Source organism: Paenibacillus sp. FSL W7-1287 (genome assembly GCF_038004245.1).
In the GTDB taxonomy this organism is placed as follows: Bacteria; Bacillota; Bacilli; order Paenibacillales; family Paenibacillaceae; genus Pristimantibacillus; species Pristimantibacillus camelliae.
On the sequence record NZ_JBBORD010000001.1, the window covers coordinates 1,498,954 to 1,522,848 of the forward strand.

The 23,895-nt window shown below is 44.9% G+C and carries 21 protein-coding genes; 17 read left to right on the plus strand and 4 right to left on the minus strand.

Features of this window, described 5'->3' with window-relative positions; translation table 11 throughout:
• Nucleotides 1–2 precede the first annotated feature (2 nt).
• The 8 genes from NSQ99_RS06760 (at nt 3) to NSQ99_RS06795 (ending at nt 5,840) form a co-directional block, all read left to right on the plus strand.
• Nucleotides 3–380: a hypothetical protein gene (locus NSQ99_RS06760; RefSeq protein WP_340835860.1), complete on the plus strand. Its 378-nt coding sequence runs from the start codon at nt 3–5 to the stop codon at nt 378–380.
• A gap of 76 nt (nt 381–456) precedes the next feature.
• Nucleotides 457–1,008: a DUF402 domain-containing protein gene (locus NSQ99_RS06765; RefSeq protein WP_251669803.1), complete on the plus strand. Its 552-nt coding sequence runs from the start codon at nt 457–459 to the stop codon at nt 1,006–1,008.
• A 4-nt stretch (nt 1,009–1,012) separates the two neighbouring features.
• Nucleotides 1,013–1,537, plus strand: a complete 525-nt coding sequence (gene lepB / locus NSQ99_RS06770; protein ID WP_251669802.1) for a signal peptidase I — start codon at nt 1,013–1,015, stop codon at nt 1,535–1,537.
• A gap of 14 nt (nt 1,538–1,551) precedes the next feature.
• Nucleotides 1,552–1,989 (plus strand): ribonuclease HI, encoded by a 438-nt coding sequence (gene rnhA, locus NSQ99_RS06775; RefSeq protein WP_251669801.1) that lies wholly within the window; start codon nt 1,552–1,554, stop codon nt 1,987–1,989.
• On the plus strand, nt 1,986–3,137 hold the full coding sequence (gene queG, locus NSQ99_RS06780) for a tRNA epoxyqueuosine(34) reductase QueG (RefSeq protein ID WP_340835861.1): 1,152 nt from the start codon (nt 1,986–1,988) through the stop codon (nt 3,135–3,137). Before rnhA ends, queG begins: the two co-directional genes overlap by 4 nt.
• 90 nt (nt 3,138–3,227) lie before the next feature.
• Nucleotides 3,228–3,488 (plus strand): YneF family protein, encoded by a 261-nt coding sequence (locus NSQ99_RS06785; protein WP_251669797.1) that lies wholly within the window; start codon nt 3,228–3,230, stop codon nt 3,486–3,488.
• 32 nt (nt 3,489–3,520) lie between these two features.
• Nucleotides 3,521–4,111 carry a GTP cyclohydrolase I FolE gene (gene folE, locus NSQ99_RS06790; RefSeq protein WP_251669796.1) on the plus strand — a complete coding sequence of 197 codons (591 nt, stop codon included), beginning with the start codon at nt 3,521–3,523 and terminating at the stop codon, nt 4,109–4,111.
• Between the two features lie 253 nt (nt 4,112–4,364).
• A complete protein-coding gene (locus NSQ99_RS06795; protein ID WP_340835862.1) occupies nt 4,365–5,840 on the plus strand; it encodes a UDP-N-acetylmuramoyl-L-alanyl-D-glutamate--2,6-diaminopimelate ligase in 1,476 nt (491 codons plus the stop codon).
• 80 nt (nt 5,841–5,920) lie between these two features.
• On the opposite strand, the gene NSQ99_RS06800 is transcribed toward NSQ99_RS06795, so the two are convergent.
• Both NSQ99_RS06800 and NSQ99_RS06805 read right to left on the minus strand, forming a co-directional pair.
• Nucleotides 5,921–6,628, minus strand: coding sequence for a class I SAM-dependent methyltransferase (locus tag NSQ99_RS06800; RefSeq protein ID WP_340835863.1), 708 nt, complete (start codon nt 6,626–6,628; stop codon nt 5,921–5,923).
• A gap of 168 nt (nt 6,629–6,796) precedes the next feature.
• A complete protein-coding gene (locus tag NSQ99_RS06805; RefSeq protein ID WP_340835864.1) occupies nt 6,797–7,774 on the minus strand; it encodes an alpha/beta hydrolase in 978 nt (325 codons plus the stop codon).
• 219 nt (nt 7,775–7,993) lie between these two features.
• Here NSQ99_RS06805 and NSQ99_RS06810 point away from each other — a divergent pair, with 219 nt between their 5' ends.
• Nucleotides 7,994–8,743 carry an IclR family transcriptional regulator gene (locus NSQ99_RS06810; RefSeq protein ID WP_251669788.1) on the plus strand — a complete coding sequence of 250 codons (750 nt, stop codon included), beginning with the start codon at nt 7,994–7,996 and terminating at the stop codon, nt 8,741–8,743.
• A gap of 286 nt (nt 8,744–9,029) precedes the next feature.
• Here NSQ99_RS06810 and NSQ99_RS06815 read toward each other — a convergent pair whose 3' ends face one another.
• A complete protein-coding gene (locus NSQ99_RS06815) occupies nt 9,030–9,899 on the minus strand; it encodes a helix-turn-helix domain-containing protein (RefSeq protein WP_251669784.1) in 870 nt (289 codons plus the stop codon).
• A 122-nt stretch (nt 9,900–10,021) separates the two neighbouring features.
• Between NSQ99_RS06815 and NSQ99_RS06820 the strand changes: the two genes are divergently transcribed.
• The 6 genes from NSQ99_RS06820 (at nt 10,022) to NSQ99_RS06845 (ending at nt 18,014) form a co-directional block, all read left to right on the plus strand.
• On the plus strand, nt 10,022–11,980 hold the full coding sequence (locus NSQ99_RS06820) for a glycoside hydrolase family 127 protein (RefSeq protein ID WP_340835866.1): 1,959 nt from the start codon (nt 10,022–10,024) through the stop codon (nt 11,978–11,980).
• Between the two features lie 342 nt (nt 11,981–12,322).
• On the plus strand, nt 12,323–13,732 hold the full coding sequence (locus NSQ99_RS06825) for an FAD-dependent oxidoreductase (protein ID WP_340835867.1): 1,410 nt from the start codon (nt 12,323–12,325) through the stop codon (nt 13,730–13,732).
• Nucleotides 13,733–13,735: 3 nt separating this feature from the next.
• Nucleotides 13,736–14,281, plus strand: a complete 546-nt coding sequence (locus NSQ99_RS06830; RefSeq protein ID WP_340835868.1) for a hypothetical protein — start codon at nt 13,736–13,738, stop codon at nt 14,279–14,281.
• Nucleotides 14,278–16,239: an LTA synthase family protein gene (locus NSQ99_RS06835; RefSeq protein ID WP_340835869.1), complete on the plus strand. Its 1,962-nt coding sequence runs from the start codon at nt 14,278–14,280 to the stop codon at nt 16,237–16,239. The genes NSQ99_RS06830 and NSQ99_RS06835 overlap by 4 nt, the downstream gene beginning before the upstream one ends.
• A gap of 274 nt (nt 16,240–16,513) precedes the next feature.
• Entirely contained in the window at nt 16,514–17,242 is a 729-nt protein-coding gene (locus tag NSQ99_RS06840) for a hypothetical protein (RefSeq protein WP_340835870.1), read from the plus strand.
• Complete coding sequence (locus tag NSQ99_RS06845; protein ID WP_340835871.1) at nt 17,235–18,014, plus strand: hypothetical protein; 780 nt, start codon at nt 17,235–17,237, stop codon at nt 18,012–18,014. Before NSQ99_RS06840 ends, NSQ99_RS06845 begins: the two co-directional genes overlap by 8 nt.
• A gap of 108 nt (nt 18,015–18,122) precedes the next feature.
• Here NSQ99_RS06845 and acnA read toward each other — a convergent pair whose 3' ends face one another.
• A complete protein-coding gene (gene acnA / locus NSQ99_RS06850) occupies nt 18,123–20,834 on the minus strand; it encodes an aconitate hydratase AcnA (protein ID WP_340835872.1) in 2,712 nt (903 codons plus the stop codon).
• A gap of 394 nt (nt 20,835–21,228) precedes the next feature.
• Between acnA and NSQ99_RS06855 the strand changes: the two genes are divergently transcribed.
• Together NSQ99_RS06855 and NSQ99_RS06860 are read left to right on the plus strand one after the other, a co-directional pair.
• Entirely contained in the window at nt 21,229–22,470 is a 1,242-nt protein-coding gene (locus tag NSQ99_RS06855; protein ID WP_340835873.1) for an amidase domain-containing protein, read from the plus strand.
• 83 nt (nt 22,471–22,553) lie between these two features.
• Nucleotides 22,554–23,660, plus strand: coding sequence for a D-alanine--D-alanine ligase (locus NSQ99_RS06860; RefSeq protein WP_340835874.1), 1,107 nt, complete (start codon nt 22,554–22,556; stop codon nt 23,658–23,660).
• The last annotated feature ends 235 nt before the right edge of the window (nt 23,661–23,895 follow it).

The window sequence follows — 23,895 nt, forward strand, 5'->3', positions numbered from 1 at the left end:
TCATGATTAGGAATATGAGCTGCTTTCTTCTATTCATTTTTATCATTATATCGTTGCTAGGGTGCGCAGCGAAGGATAATGAAGTTATTTACAGAGGAGAAAGTCAGAACTGGCGAGCGACCTATACGATTTCTACATCACCTAAAGGTGAAAACTATGACGTTAACTGGCAGCTCATTTATGTTGGTCAGACGATTCCGAAGAATAATGTCATTACTTATGAAATAATAAGTGAGCACTCTAATATTAAAGCGGATGTTAAGCTTATAGGAGATAGAACAGAAGGAAAAAGCTCGACGTATTTTTATGATGAAAATGAAATCATACAATTCATAATTACAATAGATGGTGAGGAAGAGCGGGTTGTTCTTCAGCATTAACAATTATAGGGAAAAAGAGACAGCAGCCTACTTCGTATTGTATAATAATAGGCAACAATGAAGGGAGGCATGCAGAATGAAGCCATTTGAGCAATGTGTAATTAAAAGCTTTAAGCATGATGGACATGTGCATCGCGTCTGGCAGCAAAATTGGCTCGTTCCGCATGCCGAACTACTAGCGCCGCATCAGCAGGAGCATATGATTGTTATTGTGAATCAACAAACACCAATCGTTGAAGCCAACGGCAAGCAATGGGTTAGCCGCGTGCCGGCTGTATCATTTTTCATACCGGGATGCTGGTATAACGTTGTTGCATTGCTGGAGGAGAGCGGTATACGGTACTATTGCAATATTGCTTCCCCGCCTTATTATACGCAAGGTACGATTACGTATATTGACTATGATCTTGATGTGCTGCTGACGCTAGACGGCAGATGTGTCGTTGTCGATGAGGACGAATATGAGCAGCATAAGCAGCTCTATCATTACCCGCATATTGTGGAGGAGAGAGTACAAGCTGGCTTGCATGAGCTGTTGCAGCGCATTGAACAGGGAGAGGCTCCATTTCATGAACAGCAAGTTAATTATTACTATAATAAATGGATGGAGTTAAATGGAGAGGGGTAAGTTGATGCTTTCAGAGTTATGGGATTGGGTTAAGACGATTGCTATTTCTTTCGTTATTGTATTTTTAGTACAAGCATTTTTATTCTCGCCGGCGATTGTAAGCGGCAGATCGATGGAGCCCACGTTATCAGACAGACAGTGGCTTTTTTCTAATAAAATTGTATATTTGATCGGCAAGCCGAAATTTGGCGATGTTGTCGTGCTTAATAATCCTAATCGTGCGGTGGAGAAAGACAATAAATATTTTGTGAAGCGTATCGTTGGTGTTGGCGGCGACCATATTGAGATAAGAGATGGCGAGCTCTATCGCAACGGAGAGATGCTTGAAGAGGAATACACGGATTCAGTGATAGAAGGACGGGATGTTGTTAATGTTACCGTACCCGATGGACAGTACTTTGTTATGGGCGACAATCGAAAGCTCATGATGAGTAATGACAGCCGTAGCTTCGGACCTATAGATGAGGATGAAATTATTGGTCGTATCGATGGTGTGATATGGCCGTTATCAGAGTTTAAGTGGTTTTAATTGGAGGCAAAAGCGTGAAGGAAGTAACGATCTATACAGACGGTGCTTGCTCAGGTAATCCTGGTCCAGGTGGCTATGGGGCGATGCTTTTTTACGGCAAGCATGTCAAGGAGCTTAGCGGTGGAGAACGAGCAACGACAAATAACCGGATGGAAATTATGGCTGTCATCAAAGCACTAGAAATTTTGAAGGAGCCATGCCACGTTAAGGTTTATAGCGATTCTGCTTATGTCGTGAACTGCTTCCAAAAGGGCTGGATCTATGGGTGGCTTCGTAACGGTTGGGTTAATAGCAAGAAGGAGCCTGTCGAGAATCAAGATCTTTGGAAGCAGCTATGGGGCTTGATGAAGCAGCATCAGGTACAATATGTGAAAGTAAAAGGGCATAGCGACAACGAGTACAACAATCGCTGTGATGAGTTGGCTCGTGCCGCTATTAAAGGTTATCGATGATGACAATAGATCAATGGAAACAATTAAAGCAAGATATGAAGGAAGCAGCAAAGGATTTAGGCATTGACGCCATAGGTGTGGCGTCGCCGGATCCTTTTGTTACGTTAAAGGAGCGATTAATTCGTCACCGAGCACTAGGCAGGGAGTCTGGCTTTGAGCCAAAGGATATTGAGCGCCGGACGAACCCGTCCCTATTATTCGATCGACCGAAGTCCATCATCTCGATTGCTGTTGCCTATTCCACGAAGCTGGAGAATGCTCCAAAGTCCGTCGAAGGTGCTAGACGCGGCATATTTGCGCGAGCTTCCTGGGGCAATGATTATCATCATGTGCTGCGAGATCGACTAAGCAAGCTGGAGCAATGGCTGCGTGAGCGTGTGCCAGAGCTACGAGCGGAAAGCATGGTAGATACGGGAGAGCTGTCTGATCGAGCGGTTGCGGAGCGAGCAGGGATAGGCTTTAGTGCAAAAAACTGCTCCATTATTAATCCAGAGCTAGGCTCGTGGATTTATCTTGGGGAAATGATTACGAATCTGCCGTTAGAGCCAGATGAGCAGGTAACGGAGCAGTGCGGCAGCTGCACGAAATGCATCGACGCTTGCCCAACAGGCGCGCTTGTAGGTCCTGGAGAGCTCGATGCACAGAAATGTGTCTCCTTCTTAACGCAAACGAAAACGATGCTAAGTGATGAGTATATGCGCAAAATCGGCAATCGCTTATATGGCTGTGACACCTGCCAAATCGTTTGCCCGATTAATAGAGGGAAAAACTGGACCCAGCATGAGGATCTGCAGCCAGATCCAGAGCTTGCTAAGCCGCTGCTTATTCCGCTGTTGTCACTTAGCAACAAGGAGTTTAAGCAACAATTCGGACATGTGTCGGGTGCATGGCGTGGTAAGAAGCCTATTCAGCGCAACGCCGTTATTGCTCTGGGCAACTTCAAGGATGTCACTGCCATTCCGGCGTTAAGAGAAGTGCTACAGAACGATTCTAGAGAGGTGCTGCGAGCTACAGCAGCGTGGGCTTTAGGCAGAATAGGCACGGATGCTGCTTCGGAGGCGCTTCAATCGGCATTGGCACGTGAACAAGTTGACCTTGTCATAGAGAGCATTCAAGAAGCGCTGGTGCAGCTGGAAGCAACAGAATAGCATGGTCATTCGTTGCTAAAATAGCCGCTTCATGGTATGATACTGGGATGTCAAGCTATCATTGTATAATTGAAAGGTCAAGGTGAAACAATGGCGTGGTATGATGTAGTAATTCCTATTGTAACGCTTGTAGTAGGGTTGATTGGTGGATTTGCGATCGGAGTATTCTACCTGCGCAAGCAGATTGAAAATATGCAGAACAATCCTGAGATGATGCAGAAGCAGCTTGCTAATATGAATCCTGAGATGATGCAAAAAATGGCGAAATCGATGGGCTATAATTTAAACAGCAAGCAAATGCAAAAAGCTCAGCAAATGATGAAAAACCAGAAGAAGTCTCCTCGTAGATAGAAGCGAGGAACAGGAGGGAGCGAACTTACAGGATGGCGGGTAAGAAGGATTACGTCAATTCCCAGGTTTCCAGCAACCGAGAAAAAATAGAGGATCATATAAAGGAAATACTGAAGCTAATTGGTGAGGATGTAGAGCGCGAGGGCCTTATTGAAACTCCAGCTCGCGTCACACGCATGTATGAGGAGATTTTTGCAGGCTACGAGGTAGAACCGCGAGAAGTGCTCGGTGTTGTATTTGATGAAAACCATGAAGAGCTCGTTATCGTTAAAGACATTGTTTATTACAGTCAATGCGAGCATCATATGGCTCCGTTTTTCGGAAAGGTACACATCGGATATTTACCAAGTGGTAAAATTGTTGGTCTAAGCAAGCTTGCTCGTCTTGTAGAAGCTGTCTCTCGTCGTTTGCAGGTACAAGAGCGTATTACTTCTACGATTGCGAATGTACTTGATGAAGAGCTTGATCCGCAAGGGGTGTTTGTCGTGGTTGAGGGTGAGCATCTGTGCATGTGCGCACGTGGTGTTAAGAAGCCTGGAAGTTTGACGATTACGACTGCTGCTCGTGGGTTGTACAAGCATGACGCAGCGCTTCGCTCTGAATTTATGCAGCTAATTAAATAAATGTTTCACATAAGAAGACGGTCGGTTGCTAGCTAGCAGCTGATCGTCTTTTTTACTTAAGCAGGATGCTCGATTTCTGCGTTAAACGTAAACTGTATACTCGAAAAAAATTAGAGTATAATGGCGAGTAGGTAGAAAACATCTAATCAGTCGCAATTTTTTGTGTATATGGCATATAAGCACGCATAGCATGAGATACAGAGTAAAATGGGTATGGATATAAGCTCAGCAGAAAGCTAAAGGAGTGTTATCTATGAAATTAATTGAGTTGATAAAGCCATTATTGTTCGCGAAGGTCACCGGAAATACGGAGGTCGAGGTGGCCGGCATTCATAATGATTCGCGAGTCATCGAAGAAGGGTATATGTTTGTTTGTACGAAGGGTGCGAATATGGATGGTCATGACTACATTCCGCAGGCAATCGAGCGAGGTGCAAAGGTCATCGTCGTCGAGCAGGACGTAGAGCTAGCTGAGGGCATTACCTATGTTCAAGTGCCGAGCACAACAAGAGCAGCATCAGTTATCGTTGATCGTTTTTACAATTCACCAACATCTAAGCTTAAACTCATAGGTGTCACTGGAACAAACGGTAAGACGACAACGACGAATTTGATTGAGCATTTACTTACTTACCATCAGCATCCTACTGGTGTGATCGGAACGATTGAGATTAGATACCCAGGCTATCAGGAGGAGGCAAAGCTGACAACACCGCTTTGCTATGACCTGCAGCGTTATTTTAACGACATGGTGAAGGCTGATGTGGAATATGGCGTGATGGAGGTATCCTCTCATGCGCTACATCTTGGACGAGTGCATGGCTGCAAGTTCAAGACTGCTGTATTTACGAATTTGACACAGGATCATCTCGATTATCACAAGACAATGAATGCCTATGGGCAAGCTAAAGGCTTGTTGTTTGCTCAGCTTGGTAATACGTATGACGAGCCGAAGTATGCGGTGCTGAATGCAGATGATCCATGGAGCGAAGCCTACGCGCAAGGTACGAGTGCCCAGCTAATCACATACGGCTTAAATGAGAAAGCGCTAGTTCGTGCGACGAATATTGTTATCACCGCCTCAGGAACAAGCTTTACGCTAGAGACGCCAATCGGCTCAACAACGCTGCAGACCTCGCTTATTGGAAAGTTCAACGTCTACAATCTATTAGCAGCGATTAGTGCAGTGCTGCCAGAAGGATTGACGCTAGCTCAGATTAAGGAAGCGATAGAGAGTGTGAAGGGCGTAGCAGGACGATTCGAAGCGGTGCAGCAAGGACAGCCGTTTGCGATTGTGGTTGATTATGCACACACACCAGATAGCCTGGAAAATGCGCTAACTACGGCACGCCAGCTAGAGCCTCGCAAGCTCATATGTATCGTTGGCTGCGGCGGAGATCGAGATCGCACGAAGCGTCCGATCATGGCTGACATCGCGATGGACCTCGCAGATCAGGTATACTTTACGTCTGATAACCCGCGTACAGAGGACCCTTCGGCAATACTAGATGATATGACAGGACATTTATCAGCTGAGCATTATACGGTGATTGTCGATCGCAAGGAAGCGATTGAGCGCGCCATTGAGGGAGCGGGCGAGGGTGACATTATTGTTATTGCCGGAAAAGGTCATGAAACCTACCAGATTATCGGAACGGAGAAAACGCATTTTGACGATAGAGAGGTCGCTCGTGACAAGCTAGTAGAGCTTGGCTTTACAGCAAATTGATACGCTGCAATATACAAAAGGGCGCAGAGTCGGCTTCTACTTTCCACTTTGGATTGTAGAGGCCAACTCTGCGCCTTGCGTTATCGCTTAATGATTTCTAGAAATTGATCGGCTGCGGGGAGGAAGCGAAAAGTGGTGCTTCTCAGCCTTACTTCAGCGTGCTGCTCCTGCAGCCTTTCAATGAGCAGTGGCAGCTTCGGATATATCTCATTGCGAAAGCCGACTAACGGGTAAACGACAATGCGTCCGCCCTGCTTCGTTACTCTTAACATCTCCAGCAGCGCTTCTAGATGAAAATTCTCATCAAATTGCTCCTGATATAAAAACAGAAAGTGATTACAGCATACAAGCTCGAAGGTGTGATCGGGAAAAGGCAGCTTAGGCAATGCTCCAACCACATAGCGGGAATGAGCACTGTTGTTCCGGTAATGTGCAATAAACTGCTGCAGTGACGCTTGTCGCAGCTCATCATGCTCCTGAAGTGAGGCATAATCCTTCCATACGAAGGCATGCTGCTTCGCTGCTAGCTTGGCGGAAGCAAGCTCATGCTCTGCTAGGCCATGCTTCTGCATCGCATCAGGTGTGAGCTTGTAAAGCGGGTCACAAGCATACGCTTCATAGCCTCGCTCACATAGCTCAGAGGTAAAGGAAGAAGCGCCTGAAGCTACGTCTAAAATTCTGCCGTGGCGAGGGAGCTCATCTTCAAGTAAAAACATACGACAATATTCCTTGAAGGAACGACAGGTCATAGCTACACCTTGCTGATCATACAAAGTTTCATTATTCATCTTACATCTCTCCTTGTCTCATCTCATCTAACTCGTCTCGTTTAACTCATCTCGTCTATCACAGCTGAATTCATAGATGAATCAGCTGTAGCTTGAATTATACCCAATAATTTACAAAAAGAAAAGCAGAAAATCCAGTGGATTTCCTGCTAGTTTGCTAGTTTATCATTAGAATGAGCTTATAAACTGCGAAATGTTTTTCATATACTGATTAGGATCTTTACGAAATAGCAGCTCATGCATGCCGCCCTCAATAACCCAAAGTCTTGATTGATGTAGGGTCTGATTGGCAGCTATACGTTCAGCGATGTATACATCCGCCTTATTATCCGCTGTACCGTGAATAATAAACAGTGGTATATCATAGGTTGTTTCCAGTATAGTTTCTGCTGGAGTGTTCGAAAAGCTATGATTCGTCCAAAGTGGAAGCAGCTTGCCAATAATGGAGGTCGTCGGATATTTAGGAAGACCAATGTATTGTTTGATATTCGTATATAGCGTTTCAGGACTTGGTAAAAATAAGCTGTCTAATATAAGTCCGTCAATATGCTCTGTTTCTAACGCAGCCTGTAGCGCGGTTCCGCCGCCCATCGAAAAGCCCCATACAATGATTCGATCGGCTCCTCGCTCCTTAGCGTAATCAACAGCAGCCAGCAATTGATTTTTTTCTTCAGAGCCCCAAGTTGCGGGTGCGCTGTAGCTTTTAGAGGCGTAGCCATAATCGAACATGATGACGTTATAGCCAAGCTCGTGCATTAGCTCTGCTAAGTCGTACATGGGAACCCAGCTTTCCTCGCGGTTAGCCCCGTAGCCATGTGATAGTATGATCGTTTGCCCAGACTCCTCACCTGATGCTGCTGACCTAGCAGGGATGAACCAGCTGTCTACGGTTGTGTTGCCGCTACGACTTGGATAGACGATTACCTCATAGCTTAAATCCTTTTTATCACTAGGGTTGCTTTCCAGTGGAGGGACGTAAGGGAATGCAAGATTCCATGCGATGATCGCATGACTAACGATGACGATAATGCTGATAAAAGCAAGCAAGGATACGGTGCTCGCCACGGAGAAATGAGTCAGCTTAGATTTACGCGTCGTCTTGAAGCTAGGTATGGGTGTATTGGTTTGCAGTGGTGCACGACTCATGTTGACTCACCTCTTTATCAGCAGTTTAATTTAATGCTAAGCCGACAAGTTTCGACTGTCAACTGGAACTTTTCTCATAAAATTAGTCTTATAGATAGAGAGTCTTACAAATATAAATGAGAAGTGTTATCATTGAATTTGAAATTAGTTTTATTGTATGAAACAATATACTGTTAGTTACCGAATATGCGTGATACAATAAATGTAGGAGGGATGCTCATGGATGAAGGAAAAAATACCGTTCGATCGGTAGAAAGAGCGCTCGATATTTTGATATGCTTCACGATTCGTCCAAGCTGGGCTATGACAGAACTAGCTCAACAGGTCGGTTTACATAAAAGCACCGTACATCGCATGTTAGCGACGTTGGAAGAAAAAGGCTTTATCGAACGAGATGCTGCAACAGATCGGTATCAGCTCGGACTAATGGTGTGGGAGCTGTCAGCAGTTCTTTCAGCGACGAATGATCAATCCATGATGTGGCAGAAGGAAATGGAAAGATTGCGTGATCAACTTGGAGAAACGATCAGCATCTATGTTCGCTCTGGAGTAGAACGGATTCGAATTCAATCAGTTCAAAGCAATGAGCCTGTTCGTAGAGTAGCGCCTGTTGGTGCTCGTTTTCCTTTATATGCAGGGGCATCAAGTAAGGTGCTTATTGCCTATGCGAGCCAAGAGGAACAGCAGGAAATATGGCAGCATCCGACGTGGCAGCTAAGAGACCAGCTTACGATGGATACCTATCAAAGTGAGCTCTGTGATGTGCTAGAGCTTGGATATGCCGTTAGCTTTGAGGAACGAGAAAGCGGAGTTGCGGCTGTATCGGTACCGATATTTGATCGGGAAGGACAGATTATAGCTGCACTGGCTGTATCTGGACCATCGGGTAGGCTGACGCTGGAAAGTATGCGTGAATATGCTCCGATTATGCAAAGCGCAGCTAAACGAATGAGTATGATGACAAGATAGCAGTGAGATAGCTGCTTTAAGCATGTATATATTAATCGAGAATCTCCTTATGCATAAAACATGAATAAGCAGCGGTGATACGATGTTATGCTGCCTGTTCGTTCATGCAGAAGGGGATTTTTTTGATTATTGCTAAGTTCATTCCGATGCTGATCATTCACAAAAAATAACCGCCCATAGGGGCGGTTATTTAAGTTAATGCACGTCAATTAGCGATGGTTAGACTAAGAATGACAGCTTACAGCCCAATGGTTAGTTCACACACTAACCATTGGGCTGTAGTTATTTAATCGTAATATTTTTTGCGGAAGCCTGAAGGCGATATGCCAACATGCTTTTGAAAGCAGTTTGCAAAGTAAGGTACATTCTCAAAGCCAACTGAGCTTGCAATATCGGAGATCGTGGCATGCGTGTTCAGAAGCATCGTTTTGGCTTGGTCTAAGCGAAGCTTCGTCACATATTCGTTAGGGGTATAGCCATAAACCTGCTTAAGTGCTCTTGTGATGTAATTGTAGTGATAATTAAAGGCATGCGACAATGATTGATTCGTAATTTGCTGCTCATAATGATTGCGAAGATAGTGCTCGACTTGCTCCGCGAGCCGAACGATGCTGCTAGTTTGAGCTTGATTCTGCTTCGCGTCCATCATCCGCAGCAGCTCCTCAAAGGCATACTGCTTTTGCCAATAGGCTTTAGGTTCCACGTGCTTGCTTGCTTCGTTCATCTGCTCAATTAGCTGATAAGCCTGCTGTGGAAAGCTTAGCTTCATAGACTTAGGAAGCTGCATTGTATATGGGGATGGATTGAAGCATTCCTGGTGGGCTTCGACTTGAAATTTATAATGAATTTGCTCCGTTTCGATCCATTCATTCACCGTTTGGAAGTGGATCCAGTAGAAGGAGGTAGCCTCTTTAACCGGCTCCACGCTGTAGTGGTGGCGGTCGGGAAGGAGGATGAGCGTTTCACCTGCTTCAAGCCGCCAGCTGTTGTCCTCCTCCGCTAAGTGTAAACAGCCGTCTCGTACAATAATAAGATCGAATAAATTAATGCGGTGTCGATTCGGATGGGAATCTCCGATTTGGTAGTCTGAAAATCCACTTTCTAAGTAGTAAGGGGAAGGCGGACTATTAAAATAAATATAGGCAGGCTCCTTCATGATAACACCCTCCTGTATGTGTGAGATATTATAAGTTTTAGTTGATATTTTGTATCGATTTACTAGTATATTAACACATACAATAACATTAGTAAGTGTGAAATTTAAGCAGGAGGGATAATATGGTCGCAACGATTAATCCATCTAAATTTGTCTCAATGAAGCAGGTTGAACTGAATGATCCATTCTGGAGTCAGTATACACAGCTCGTTCGAGACGTTGTTGTTCCTTATCAATGGGAGGCAATCAATGACCGCGTTGAGGGCGCTGAGAAGAGTCACGCGGTACAAAACTTTAAAATTGCAGCGGGATTAGCCGAGGGCGAGTTTTATGGCTTCGTGTTCCAGGATACAGACGTTGCCAAATGGTTAGAAGCGGTTGCCTATTTGTTAATGAAGCAGCCCAATGCTGAGCTTGAAGCTATTGCGGATGAGATGATTGATATTATAGAGAAGGCACAGGAGCCAGACGGCTACCTGAATACGTACTTCACGATTAAGGCACCTGACGAAAAGTGGACGAACCTTACAGAGGCGCATGAGCTGTACACTGCTGGTCATATGATTGAAGCAGCGGTCGCATATTATGATGCGACAGGAAAGACGAAGCTGCTTGATATTGTATGTCGATTGGCAGATCATATCGCTGAAGTATTTGGTGATGGACCAGACCAAATTCAAGGCTATGACGGTCACCAGGAGATCGAGCTTGCACTTGTGAAGCTGTATCATGCTACGAATAATGTGTCCTACCTTAATCTAAGTAAATATTTTATTGATAAGCGTGGTACGAACAAGTTCTTCGAGGAAGAAGCAGAAAAGCGTGGCTGGACGAGTATATGGCATAAAGGCCGGATACATATCGATCACTCGTATTTTCAGGCTCATAAGCCGGTAAGAGAGCAGTCTGAGGCAATAGGTCATGCGGTGCGTGTCGTTTATATGCTTTCCGGTATGATCGATATTGCTAGAGAAACGAATGATAAAACGCTGCTTGATGCAAGTCGCACATTGTGGAATAACATTGTTAGCAAGCAGATGTATATAACGGGCGGAATTGGTTCTATGGTACATGGGGAAGCCTTCTCATTTGACTATGACCTGCCAAACGATACTGTATATGCGGAGACATGTGCTTCGATAGGATTAATCTTTTCAGCACAGCGCATGCTGCAGCTCGAGCCACATGCACACTATGCTGATGTGATGGAGCGCGCGCTTTACAATACCGTTATTTCGGGAATGGCGCTAGATGGAAAGCATTTCTTCTATGTGAATCCGCTTGAGGTTTTCCCTTCGCAATGTCATAGAAAGAATCATAACTATAACCATATCAAGCCAGTACGTCCAGAGTGGTATGGCTGTGCCTGCTGTCCTCCAAACTTGGCGCGCTTGCTATCTTCTCTAGGAGACTACCTATATTCTGTTCGTGACAACACGATCTATTCCCATCTATTTATTGGAGGGAAGACTAAGGTTGAGTTAAATGGTGCAAGCGTAGAGATTACTCAAACCTCTGAGCTGCCGTGGAAGGGTAACGTATCCTATGAGATCCAGCTAGATGCAGCAGCTCGCTTCGGTATAGCAGTACGCATTCCGAGCTGGTCCGAGCAGGCGAAGATCCTGGTAAACGGCAAGGAAATAGAGCTTGCAGCTATAATGAAGGATGGCTATGCTGTCATCGATAGAGAATGGAGCAATGGAGATACGATCAAGCTGGAGCTGGATCTATCCATTAAACGTATGAAGAGTCATCCGAGCATAAGAGCGAACGCTGGCAAAGTAGCTTTGCAGCGCGGACCGATCGTATATTGCATGGAGGAAGCAGATAATGGCGCAAACTTGCAGCATGTCCGCTTGCCTAAGGACGCAGCGCTGGAGCTAAAGTTCAATGAACAGCTAGCTGGCGGAGTCGTTACGATTGAGGCTGACGGGGTTATCGAAGATATAGAGACATGGAATGATGACCTATATGCAGCGAACGTAGAGCTTCAACAAAAGCCTAAGAAGCTAACCTTTATCCCTTATTACACGTGGGCCAATCGCGGTGAAGGTGAAATGATGGTTTGGGTAAAAGAATAGTAAATATGAAGACTTCACTTAGTTCCGACTAGGTGAAGTCTTTTTTTATAAGGTTGTAGTTTACAAACGAGAAAAGTATACTTTATGACGATATTGACCGTGAAATAGGCTCACGTTTTCTACCAACAAGGATCGTATTTATTGAGAGGAAGCTAGATAAGGAGGAACTTGATGGTTACTCTGAGGATTATTACCCACTAGCGAAAGCTGAAGTTTTCACATCTATTTATTAAGTAAATGTTAAGCATTTATTCAGCTGCTATACAGCGATCTGACAATAGTAATTAAACACAGCTCTCTACAATTGGACTCATGTAAACAATTGAAGGAGAGCTGTTAACGATGAAAACAAAGCTTGGACTAAGACTATTATGTATTTTCTTGTTTATCATTATTGTTGCTATTATGTTGGTGATTAATGATAAGTCTGAGAATAAGAGCAGTAATCAAACGGTATCGATGGATGTTGGTCAACATACGAAGGCAGAAAAAGAAGAGTATGATGTGATTGTTGCCGGAACTGACCCGGAAGGCGTGATGGCTGCCATCTCAGCAGCCCGCAACGGCATGAAGGTACTGCTGATCGATGGACGAGATCGCGACCGACTGGGCGGCTTGTTTACTTTGGGAGGGTTAAATACGCTTGATCTTAATAATTCACCGTCACAACCGTCGTTTTCCACTAAACTGAAGTTTCTCAACGAAGGATTGTTCCGCGAATGGTTCGATCAGCTCGAAGGCACATCCTTCGATACGCAAACAGCGGCGAATGTGTTCTTCAAGATGGTGAAGGACGAACCAAATATCGATCTGATGCTGAACGTCTCCGAGATGCAACCAGTGGTTGAAGCTAACGACTCGATGTTAAAGGTGAGCGGACTTGACGTTGTCAGCAAGGACAACAGTAAAACTCGCATTCGGTCCAAGGTCGTAATTGATGCTACGCAGGACGCGGATATTGCTGCAGCAGCAGGAGCGCCATATATGACAGGGCGTGAGGATATGGGCGATAAAGAATCAAAAACTGCTGTAACACTGGTTATAAAAATTAAAGGCATTACTGATGAAGTTTGGACAGCCTTTGGCAAGCGCAAGGGCAGCGGTCAGTTCGGGACAAGCATTTGGGGGTTTCCAGAAGCTGTAGGATACGTTGCTACTGACCCGGACCGGGTGCGTGTAAGATCGCTCAACATTGGTAGGCAGGCTGATGGTACAGCGCTAATTAATGCAATGATGGTGTTCGGTGTTGACCCGCTTGATCCGGAGTCGCGCAAGGAAGGCTATGAGATCGGCAAACAAGAAGCGCCGCGATTTATTGACTATATGAAACAAACTGTTAAAGAATTCGAAGCAGTGGAATTTGCAGGTGTAGCAGAAGAGCTATACGTTCGGGAAAGCCGCCATATTGTAGGCGAATATGTTCTTTCGATCCGTGACCTGATGGAAAATCGCGATCATTATGATGCTATTGCTTATGGCTCCTACCAGGTCGATCTGCACAGTACAGGCAGCAAGGATGCCGGATATATTCTGATGAAGCCGATGCAATACGGTGTGCCGTTCCGCTCGCTTGTTCCATTGAAGGTTGATGATCTGCTTGTTGTGGGCCGTTCGGCAAGCTTTCAATCAATGGCTCACGGCAGCGCGCGGGTCGTGCCACTCGGAATGGCGACAGGCCAGGCGGCAGGAGCAGCCGCAGCAATGTCGATTAATGAAGTCATCACTGTTCGAGAAATGTCGAAGTCTCAGTAGTATATGGACAAACTGCGTAACCTGCTTACAGAGCAAGGCGTTGATCTAAAGATGAACAAGTTTCCGACTCCGTACTACCTGAAGCATAAAGCGGCGCGCGGTCTGCTGACAGCGATAAGCTTGTTAATTACGACCGGCAGTTATAATAATGAAGGCTTCAAGCTGGACGAGCCATCGAATCCGATGCGCCTGCTAGGGCAAACGCCTAAATTGCGCCAAGCCGTACCTGAGAAATTTGCCGGGGATGCTGCTGTGGGTGTAAATGATATTGTTGAAGAGGACATGAAGAGCAGTCCGCTATCTCTGGAACGCGCCATACATATTATATCTGCTTCGATGGGATTGGATCAGCACAAAGGAACAGTGGAGCATTTTGTTGATAAAAAATGGCTTGCCGGCGAAACATTGGCTGCCATCGATGATAGGACATCTCTGACAAACGGAGAAGTGTATTTGATTATTGATGATATACTGAGAAATTATGCTAACTATTCGGAGTATGGATCAAGTGCGCCCTCTCCCTCAGGCAAGGCAGGTGATGCGCAATGATATTTACTGCACGCATTATTGCCTGGCGAGCTGGGCTACAGCGAATTTTAGAGGGAAGTCCGCTGCGAAAATACAGTAGTATAACAGGCATGACGCTGTTGCTGCCGATTGGTTTAGTGCTGTGGACGGAGATGTTGCAGCGTGGCTCTCTGATCAGCGCGTTTGAATGGATGCTGAAGAACACCACCATCTCAATGTTCAATTATGGTATTTATATAACTTTATTTATTTTGGTCTATGCGCTTGTCGGTCGATTTGTGGTTGCTGCTGGTCTATCGGCTCTGCTTTTGACGCTGGCAGCCTTGACCAGCTACTTCAAGTCCTCGCTCATTGGAGAACCGTTCTTCCCTTGGGATTTGATGCTGAGAAAAGAAGGACTTAATATTTTCCCTTACATCTCCAGCTTCTCGGCAGCCTCCAAGCTGCTGATCATATTACTGTGTATCATCTGCATTTTTCTTCTGCGCATCATTGTGCCAAAGCTTTCGCTGCCGCTGCTGGTGCGGCTTATGTTCGGCCTGTTGTCTATATATGTACTGTATGCAGCAGGTGTGCAGTCAACATGGGCTGGCAAGCTGGCTAAGGAGCTTGGTTATAAGGAAACCGTCTGGAATCAGAACAAAACTTACACCGATAACGGGCTGGCAGCTGCTTTTATCATGAATGTAAAGCATACAATTATTGAACGGCCCGAGGGCTACAGCAAGGAGGAGCTTGCCCGAATTGCAGACAGCATAGTCACCATTCAACAGGATCGCGCCCAGTCGGCTAACGGTGTGCAAGATAATTCGTCGGCGAGTGGCCGTGCTGAAGTTATGCCGAATGTTATTTTCATTATGAATGAAGCCTTCTGGGACCCGATGCTGCTGCCCAATGTGTCCTTCAGTGAGGACCCGATTCCGACTGTACGAGGTTTGCAGCAGCAGTTCACCTCAGGGTATCTGCTGTCGCCGCAATTCGGCGGCGGGACAAGCAATGTCGAGTTTGAGGTGCTGACCGGCCTGTCGATGAGTCTGCTGCCGCAAGGGGCGGTGCCTTATCAGCAGCATGTAGGCGATTCACTGCCGACACTGGCCTCCTATTTTGAAGACCAAGGTTATTACAGCATGGGGATTCATCCGTATGACGGCTGGTTTTGGAGCCGCAATCGGGTGTACAAGTCGTTTGGCTTTGAGCGCTATAAGAGCAAGACAGGCTTTGACAATCCTCAGTTCAAAGGCGCTTATATTTCAGATGAGGAAGTGACAAAGAGCATTATCGAGGAGGTTTCAGCTTCCGACAGACCGATGTTTATTTATGCTGTTACGATGCAAAATCACGGACCATACAGCAAACCGCGCTATCAGGATCATGAGGTGCAGGTTTCGGGGGAACTGACAGAAGAGGCAGCTCAGATTTTGCAAACATACACTCAAGGTGTGCGCGATGCCGATAAAGCGCTGGGAGATTTAATTACTCATTTTGAGCAATCAGGAGAGCCGACCGTAATTATTTTCTATGGCGATCATTTGCCTATGCTGGGCGAGCAATATTCCGTCTATTTGCAAGGGGGACTCATTTCCAGCCCTAGCGCTTGGGAATGGTCGCTTGAGGAATGGCAGCGGATGCGAAGCATTCCATTCGTCACCTGGTCAAACATGCCAATGGAAAAACAAATGTATCCCGCATTGAGCTATTCCTTCCTCGGGTCCGTCATCCTGGATGAGCTCCATATGGGCAAGCCTGCGCAGTTTGCGCTTGGCTCCATGCTGGCAAAGAAGCTTCCCGCCATGACAGGAGCACTCTATGTTGATGCAGAGAGCCAGTTGTATAACAAAGTACCTGAGCACTCCAAGTCATTGGTAGATGATTACCTTAAGGTGCAGTATGATTTGATGTTCGGCAAGCGATACTTGGCTGATTATGTAGATGGCACATTTATTCGCAAGACACCGCTAGAAGGCTATACGCTGGAATAATTGCTTCACCAGCTAATGACAGATGAATAGCAGGAGAGCATGATCAATTTAGCATACTCTGGCGAATGATAAGCACAACAGAATATAAGCTAACAAAGCGGAAAGCGGCCAGCACCTCCTCGTAGGGACTGGCCGCTTTGCTGTGTCCAGTGATGTACTGTGTAGCGTTATGGTTTACTGATGAAGAAAGTTATGTTAATTTATGTTAATGTATGCAAAGGTTGGTGCTGTTATTAGTAAACTATATTGAAGCTATGAGGAGGTGGGAGGCCGATTGAATGTTACGCTCAATATGGGGATAGGCATTGTTCCGATCATAACTAACGCTCTAGCTTATGCTGGGATTGCTTACTTTGCGTATAAACAGTATCAGAAGCAAGCATTAAAGCCTAGCGTATGGAAGATGATTATTGTTATGCTTGTTGGATTATTTTCTTTTTCATTTGATTGGTCTATGTCGAATACGATGCTGAGGTTTGCGATATTACCACTAGGTGTGTGGTTAATTTTTCTTGTATGCAGAGGTAACAAGCATAGATGGCAAAAATATCGCTCATTTGCATGGCTGGGTTTTGGAGCGAATTATTTGCTGTTGGCAGCAACGCTGTTATCAATACCGCTTCAGAATGTCCTTTATCCGACGGATAAGCTTTCTACTCATATTGCAAAGGTAAACAACGCATCAATTATTAGGCTTCATCCTTCTGCTGAGGAAGTCTCGTTGAATGTAGAAAGTCTAAAGGAGCAGCTTTCATCAATGCAGGAGGCTCAATTAAAAAGTGATGAGCTGTATGGAAAAATTGTGCTTGAAAGTGACCAGAACAATAGGCAAGAGCAATTCCCTTATTTACTAATAGGCACGGATAGCAAATGGGGCAGTGGTTTATCTACAGTAATCTACGTAGAAATGGATGGAAAAGGAATAATCACTTCTACGCATGATAAGCAGCTATACTATCGCTTTGAGAAATCCTTGCTGCAGGAGGGAATAAGTGATGGATAGAAAGAAGTGGAAGATTACTACTACCGTTGTAATAGCTATTGCGGTACTATTTAGCGCTTATTGGATCATTAGTGCGAAGCCTGGCGCGTTTCATGATGCTACGCAGCTCATAGATAAGATCAATGATGTGTTCCCTCAAGCCCAAGCTAAGGTCATTCAGGATACCATAAAACTGGATGATAAGCACATTGTCGTTCCATTTATATCAGAAAATGATGATTATGGATTAAGCTATTGGGTTTGGAAGCATTACAGTTGGAAGCTTGTTTATGTTAGTACGAGAGGTTTACCTGAGTTATGGAAGCTTGGGAACGATCCTTCAACCTATCATATCGTTTGGAATTTACATCCGGATAGTAACGTTGATAGCCTTCACTTTTATATGGAGAGGCATAGAGGCTATAAGGTATCAAGAGGAATAGAACATTACTATTATCCCAAAATACAGCTTGATGAAGCAGTTTCCTTAGAGGGAAAAACGTATGGTTCGATGAAGCTATGGGATGATTGGTCTGCTACTATTAGAGAGTTAACGAATAATCAAATAAAAAAACCAATATCCTTTGAAGATAAATCATTAGCATTTCAGAACATAATAATAAGCTTCATGTATTATGATAGAACTGGCGAACATTCAACTCTTATGAAAACATACAACGGAAGAAGCTATTATAATGGGAAAATTGATACGGAGTTTTTATTCTTTACTGAAAAAGCTAGATTAGAGAGCATAGAGGATAACTACATTCAAGTACATCACTCTTCGCGATGAATGGATGAAGTAAATAAACAGGGGCTGCCTACAAGTCATGTACCATGACCTGGAGGCAACCCCTTATTTTATTGCATTCTATACGAGTTTAGAAGCAATGAGTTCAGCTTACATATTTGCGATCATTTGACGAAGTACAGTTTGCAGAATACCGCCGTTATGGTAGTAGTCTACGTCTACAAGTGAATCAAGACGAACGATCACATTGAATTGGAACGTTGTGCCGTCTTCACGAGTAGCTGTTACCGCAACCTCTTGTCCTGGCTGAACGTCGTTAGACAAGCCAGTAATGTCGAATGTTTCGCGGCCAGTGATCCCTAGAGACTGCCAGCTGTCACCTGCTTTGAACTGAAGCGGAAGCACGCCCATACCAACAAGGTTAGAACGGTGAATACGCTCAAAGCTCTCAGCGATAACTGCTTTAACGCCTAGAAGATACGTACCTTTTGCAGCCCAGTCACGAGAAGAACCAGTACCGTACTCTTTACCAGCGATAACGACTAGGTTTTTATCTTCTGCTTGATACTTCATGGAAGCATCATAGATGGACATTACTTCGTTGTCAGGCAGGTAAGTTGTTACGCCACCCTCAGTACCTGGAGCAACTGCGTTACGGATACGAATGTTGGCAAATGTACCGCGCATCATTACTTCATGGTTACCACGACGAGAACCATAAGAGTTGAAATCTTTACGCTCTACGCCATTGTCGATCAAGTATTTGCCCGCCGGGCTTGATACGGTAATGTTACCAGCAGGAGAGATATGGTCTGTTGTTACAGAGTCACCCATCAATGCTAGTACGTTAGCCGCTTTAATATCAGCGATATCGTTTAGACCTTCACCTAGGTCAGAGAAGAATGGAGGGTTTTGAATATAAGTTGACTTCGCATCCCACTCATAGCTTTCGCCTTCAGGTACATCGATCGCATTCCAGCGTTCATTTTGCGTAAATACATTCGCATATTTATCATGGAACATTTGCGGATTAAGAGATGCTGCAACAGCTTCTTTAATCTCAGCATTTGTTGGCCAAATATCTTTCAAGAATACTGCTTCACCTTGTTGATCGTAGCCAATTGGCTCAGTAGCAAGGTCAATATTCACTGTACCAGCTAGAGCATAAGCAACGACAAGTGGTGGAGAAGCAAGGTAGTTTGCTTTTACTTGAGCATGCACGCGGCCTTCAAAGTTACGGTTACCAGAGATAACTGCAGCAACGGTTAGATCGTTGTCAGCTACCGCTTGGCTTACTTCCTCAGGAAGTGGACCAGAGTTACCGATACATGTTGCACAGCCATAACCAGCAACGTGGAAGCCAAGTGCTTCAAGCGGCTCGATAAGATTCGCTTTTTTCAAGTATTCCGTAACAACTAGAGAACCTGGTGTAAGTGAGCTTTTCACGTATGCAGGCTTCACTAAACCACGTTCAACTGCTTTCTTAGCTACAAGACCAGCACCAAGCATTACGCTAGGGTTGGATGTGTTTGTACAGCTTGTAATCGCAGCGATAACAACTGCACCTGCTTTAAGCTCAGTTTCTGCACCGTTAGGATGCTTCACAGGAACGCTTTGTGCAATTTTTTCTTCAGACAAGCCGTAGCCGCCTTTTTCAACAGGCTTACGGATTGCATCGTTAAATTCCTTCTTCATGTTAGTAAGCTCTACACGGTCTTGCGGACGTTTAGGACCTGCAAGTGAAGGAACGATTGTAGAAAGATCAAGCTCAATAACATCTGTAAATACAGGATCTGGCGTTTCATCTGTACGATACATATCTTGAGCTTTGTAGTAAGCTTCAACAAGAGCGATTTGCTCTTCAGATCGGCCAGTTTGACGCATGAACGATAGTGTCTCGCTGTCTACTGGGAAGAAGCCAATTGTCGCACCGTATTCTGGCGCCATATTCGCAACTGTCGCACGGTCAGGCAATGAAATATTGGATAGACCAGGACCGAAGAACTCTACGAATTTACCTACTACGCCTTTTTTACGAAGCATTTCAGTAACTGTAAGTGCAAGGTCAGTCGCTGTTGCACCCTCTGCTAGGCTGCCTGTAAGCTTGAAGCCAATAACCTCAGGCATAACGAAGTATAGAGGTTGTCCAAGCATACCTGCTTCCGCCTCGATACCACCAACACCCCAACCAACAACACCAAGACCATTGATCATTGTTGTATGAGAGTCCGTACCTACTAGAGAGTCAGGGAATACAACCGTTTCACCATCAACTGTTTTTGTAGCTGCAACGCTTGCCAGATACTCAAGGTTAACTTGGTGAACGATACCTGTTCCTGGAGGAACAGCACGGAAGTTATCAAATGCAGTTTGAGCCCAGCGAAGGAAACGGTAGCGCTCCTCGTTACGCTCAAATTCAACTTTAGTATTATACTCAAGCGCCTCTGGAGTACCGAATGCATCAACCATAACAGAGTGGTCGATAACAAGGTCAACAGGAACAAGAGGATTGATTTTTTTAGGGTCTCCACCAGCTTTTTTAACAGTGTCACGCATTGCTGCTAAGTCAACAACAACCGGAACACCTGTAAAGTCTTGTAGAACGATACGAGCTGGAATGAAAGGAATCTCTTTATCCTCGCGTCCATTCGCCCAGTTAGCAAGCTGCTTAACATGCTCTGGTGTAATGGCACGGCCGTCAAATTGACGAACAGCTGCTTCAAGCAATACTTTAATGGAGAATGGCAGCTTGGAAATATCTTTAAAGCCTTGTTGTTCAAGTCCAGCTAGCTGGTAGTAAGCATACTCTTTACCGCCAGATACAAGCGTGGAGCGAACGGAATATTCGTTTTGTGTAGCCATCGTAAGTCTCCTTTGTTCATTTATTTACAGTTTCATTAGGTGAAACTGTATTTCAAAATAACCTATATCTATAGTATAGCGGTAAATGAGTGCGGACGTAAAGTGTAAATGTAACCTTTCTTAGAGGAAGTTCAAAAAGTCCGACTTTGATGACGCAGTATCTCAAGGTAGCTTATTCGGCATCGAATCTTGAATGCAGCCGAGCTTTCCGATGCTCACGTACCAACTGCGTACGCTCCGCTTCTCAATCTCTAGCTTTAAGTAACACCCAGTAGCATATTCGGCATGCATCGTATGTTGAATTCAACATGAATAGCCAAGTCTATGCATATAATGAAGCAGTTATCCAACCACGGTAGACTTTTTACAATTCAAAGCTGTGAGGAGGGGAAGTATGAGCAGGTCCACAGTCCACACAAGACGCAGAAGAAAAAAGACAAAAGGCAAGCAGCAGCAGGCAGTTATTCACGCTGCACAGCGCTCAACGATGATTACAGGGCAATCCAAGCATGTGCAAGCTTCTAACTTTGCTCCAAGCATGGATCAGCAGCCTACCAGAACAGGCACAATTAAAGCTTCATTACCGCCGTTAACGAGTAAGGTTAAACGAGAGAAGGTAACAGATTGGAGGCCACTGTTTCAGCAATATATTACACGCTACAATCAAGCAGAAACAGAGCAGCACAGCTATCGTTTAAGCGAGTTTTCACTTGACCAGCTACATAATGAGCGTTTAAGCGAGCGATTGAACCGACTACGTGAACGGGATCTATATCGCGGAGCCCATGTAGCGGGAAGTGAGATGAAGGCAGAAATACTAAGTGTAAATGAGCTCGAGAATGAAGTCATCTTAAATGTAAAGCTATATGTGAAACGGAAAATCGCTCAGGATGATCAGTATTATTTTGAGGAACGCGTTGATCAGGAGCGGATATGGCTATCAAGCACGGAAGACAGCTGGCGTATTACAAGGATCGAGCCCATTACTCCTGAACGCAAGCCTCGTTATGCATCTACAGCCATCGATTGGAATGCTCAAAATGACATCGAGGAAGAGGAGGAGCCGTTGGTTCCTAGACCATACCTAAATCCTGAGCTTATTAATTTTCGCAACATGCGTAATATGAAGCGCTATCGTCGGGAGCAAGCAGTAGCATACGCCGATACTTGGTGGAATCAACCGAATCCACAGTACGAGGAGTTCGAGGCCAACTGCACGAATTATGTTTCCCAATGTCTCTTTGCAGGTGAAGTACCGATGCACTATACTAATAGAAGAGATAGTGGATGGTGGTACAAAGGACGACAGCAAAAGGGTAAGGAATGGTGGAGCTACAGCTGGGCAGTATCTCGCTCGCTGACTGCATTTCTATCGAAATCACGCAGCAAGGGCTTGCGTGCAGTCGAGGTTGATCGTGCAGATAAGCTTGAGCTTGGTGATATTATTGTCTACGATTGGAACGGGAACAATACGTTTCAGCATTCGACAATTGTTACCGCCTTTGATAGTAAAGGGCAGCCGCTTGTTAATGCCAATACGGTTGCAAGCAAGCATCGTTACTGGGACTATCAGGATTCCTATGCCTGGACACCGAATACACGTTATCGCTTCTTTCATATAAGTGATTATTTGTAAGTGAAAAGCAGCTGTCCACCTCATTCATTTATCAAAAAGAAGGTACACATCGTGTGCTTAATGAAAGCAGCGGAGGATCAGTAATGGGAAGTAAAATTAAGGTAGGCCTAGTTTACGGCGGTAAGTCAGGGGAGCATGAGGTATCTCTGTCCACTGCATTTGCCGTTTCGAAGGAATTTGATTATAGCAAATATGAGATTAAGCCGTTTTATATTACGAAGCAAGGGCAATGGCTGTCTGGCCCTGCCATGAATCAGCCGCCTGAATCCGCTGAACAGCTGCGTATTGCAGCTAGCACTGGCAAAGGAACGACACATGCTGCACTATTTTCTTTATTTTCAGCTATAGATGGAATTGTGCATGAGGATCAAGTCGATGTGATGCTGCCATTGCTGCACGGTACATTTGGCGAGGATGGAACGATTCAAGGTCTGTTCGAGATGGCGAACATTCCCTATGTTGGTGCAGGCGTATTAGCTTCCTCTGTTGGCATGGATAAAGTATTTATGAAAAAGGCATTTGCTGATGCTGGCTTGCCTCAATGTGTGTTTCGTTACTTCACGAAGCCGCAATGGCTGAAGCAGCAAGAATTTTACTTAATGGAATGCGAGATCGCACTCGGCTACCCTTGCTTTGTTAAGCCTGCTAACCTAGGCTCTAGTGTAGGTGTTTCCAAAGCAAACAATCGTGAGGAGCTGATTCAAGCGATTGAGTATGCATTCCGCTTTGATCGTAAAGTCATCGTTGAGGAGTTCGTGGATGGTCGTGAGATTGAGGTTGCTGTACTAGGCAATGAGGAGCCGGAAGCATCTATTGCAGGGGAAATTATTTCCTCCAACGCCTTCTATGACTACAAGGCGAAGTACATTGATGGCAAATCAAGAATGGCTATCCCAGCAGAAATAAGCGAGGAACAGATGGAGCAAGTGCGAGAGATGGCGATAACTGCCTTTCAAGCGATTGATGGAACGGGCCTGTCCCGAATCGATTTCTTCTTAGAGCGTACAACGGGTAACTGGTATTTGAATGAAGCGAATACTTTACCAGGCTTCACACCATTCAGTATGTATCCGCTATTGTGGAGAGAAACAGGCTTAAGCTATAAGGATTTGCTTGATAAGCTAATCCAGCTTGCCTTCGACCGACACGCAGAGAAGCAATTAATTGATTATACTGGTGACCTGCAATAGCATTTGCGATTACTAGAATCCATACAACCTAAAAGCATCTTATTGGCATGATTCGATCGAAAAACGAATACATGCTATAGGATGCTTTTTTCATGCAGCCATCTACTTAAACAACTGCGAGTGTAGGGGAGAAAGTACCTTTGATCATGATGAAATTATGGCTATATGGGCTAATTTTCGATATACTGAACAAGATTAAACATTATACAATGAAATAAGATGATTATAGATCGCG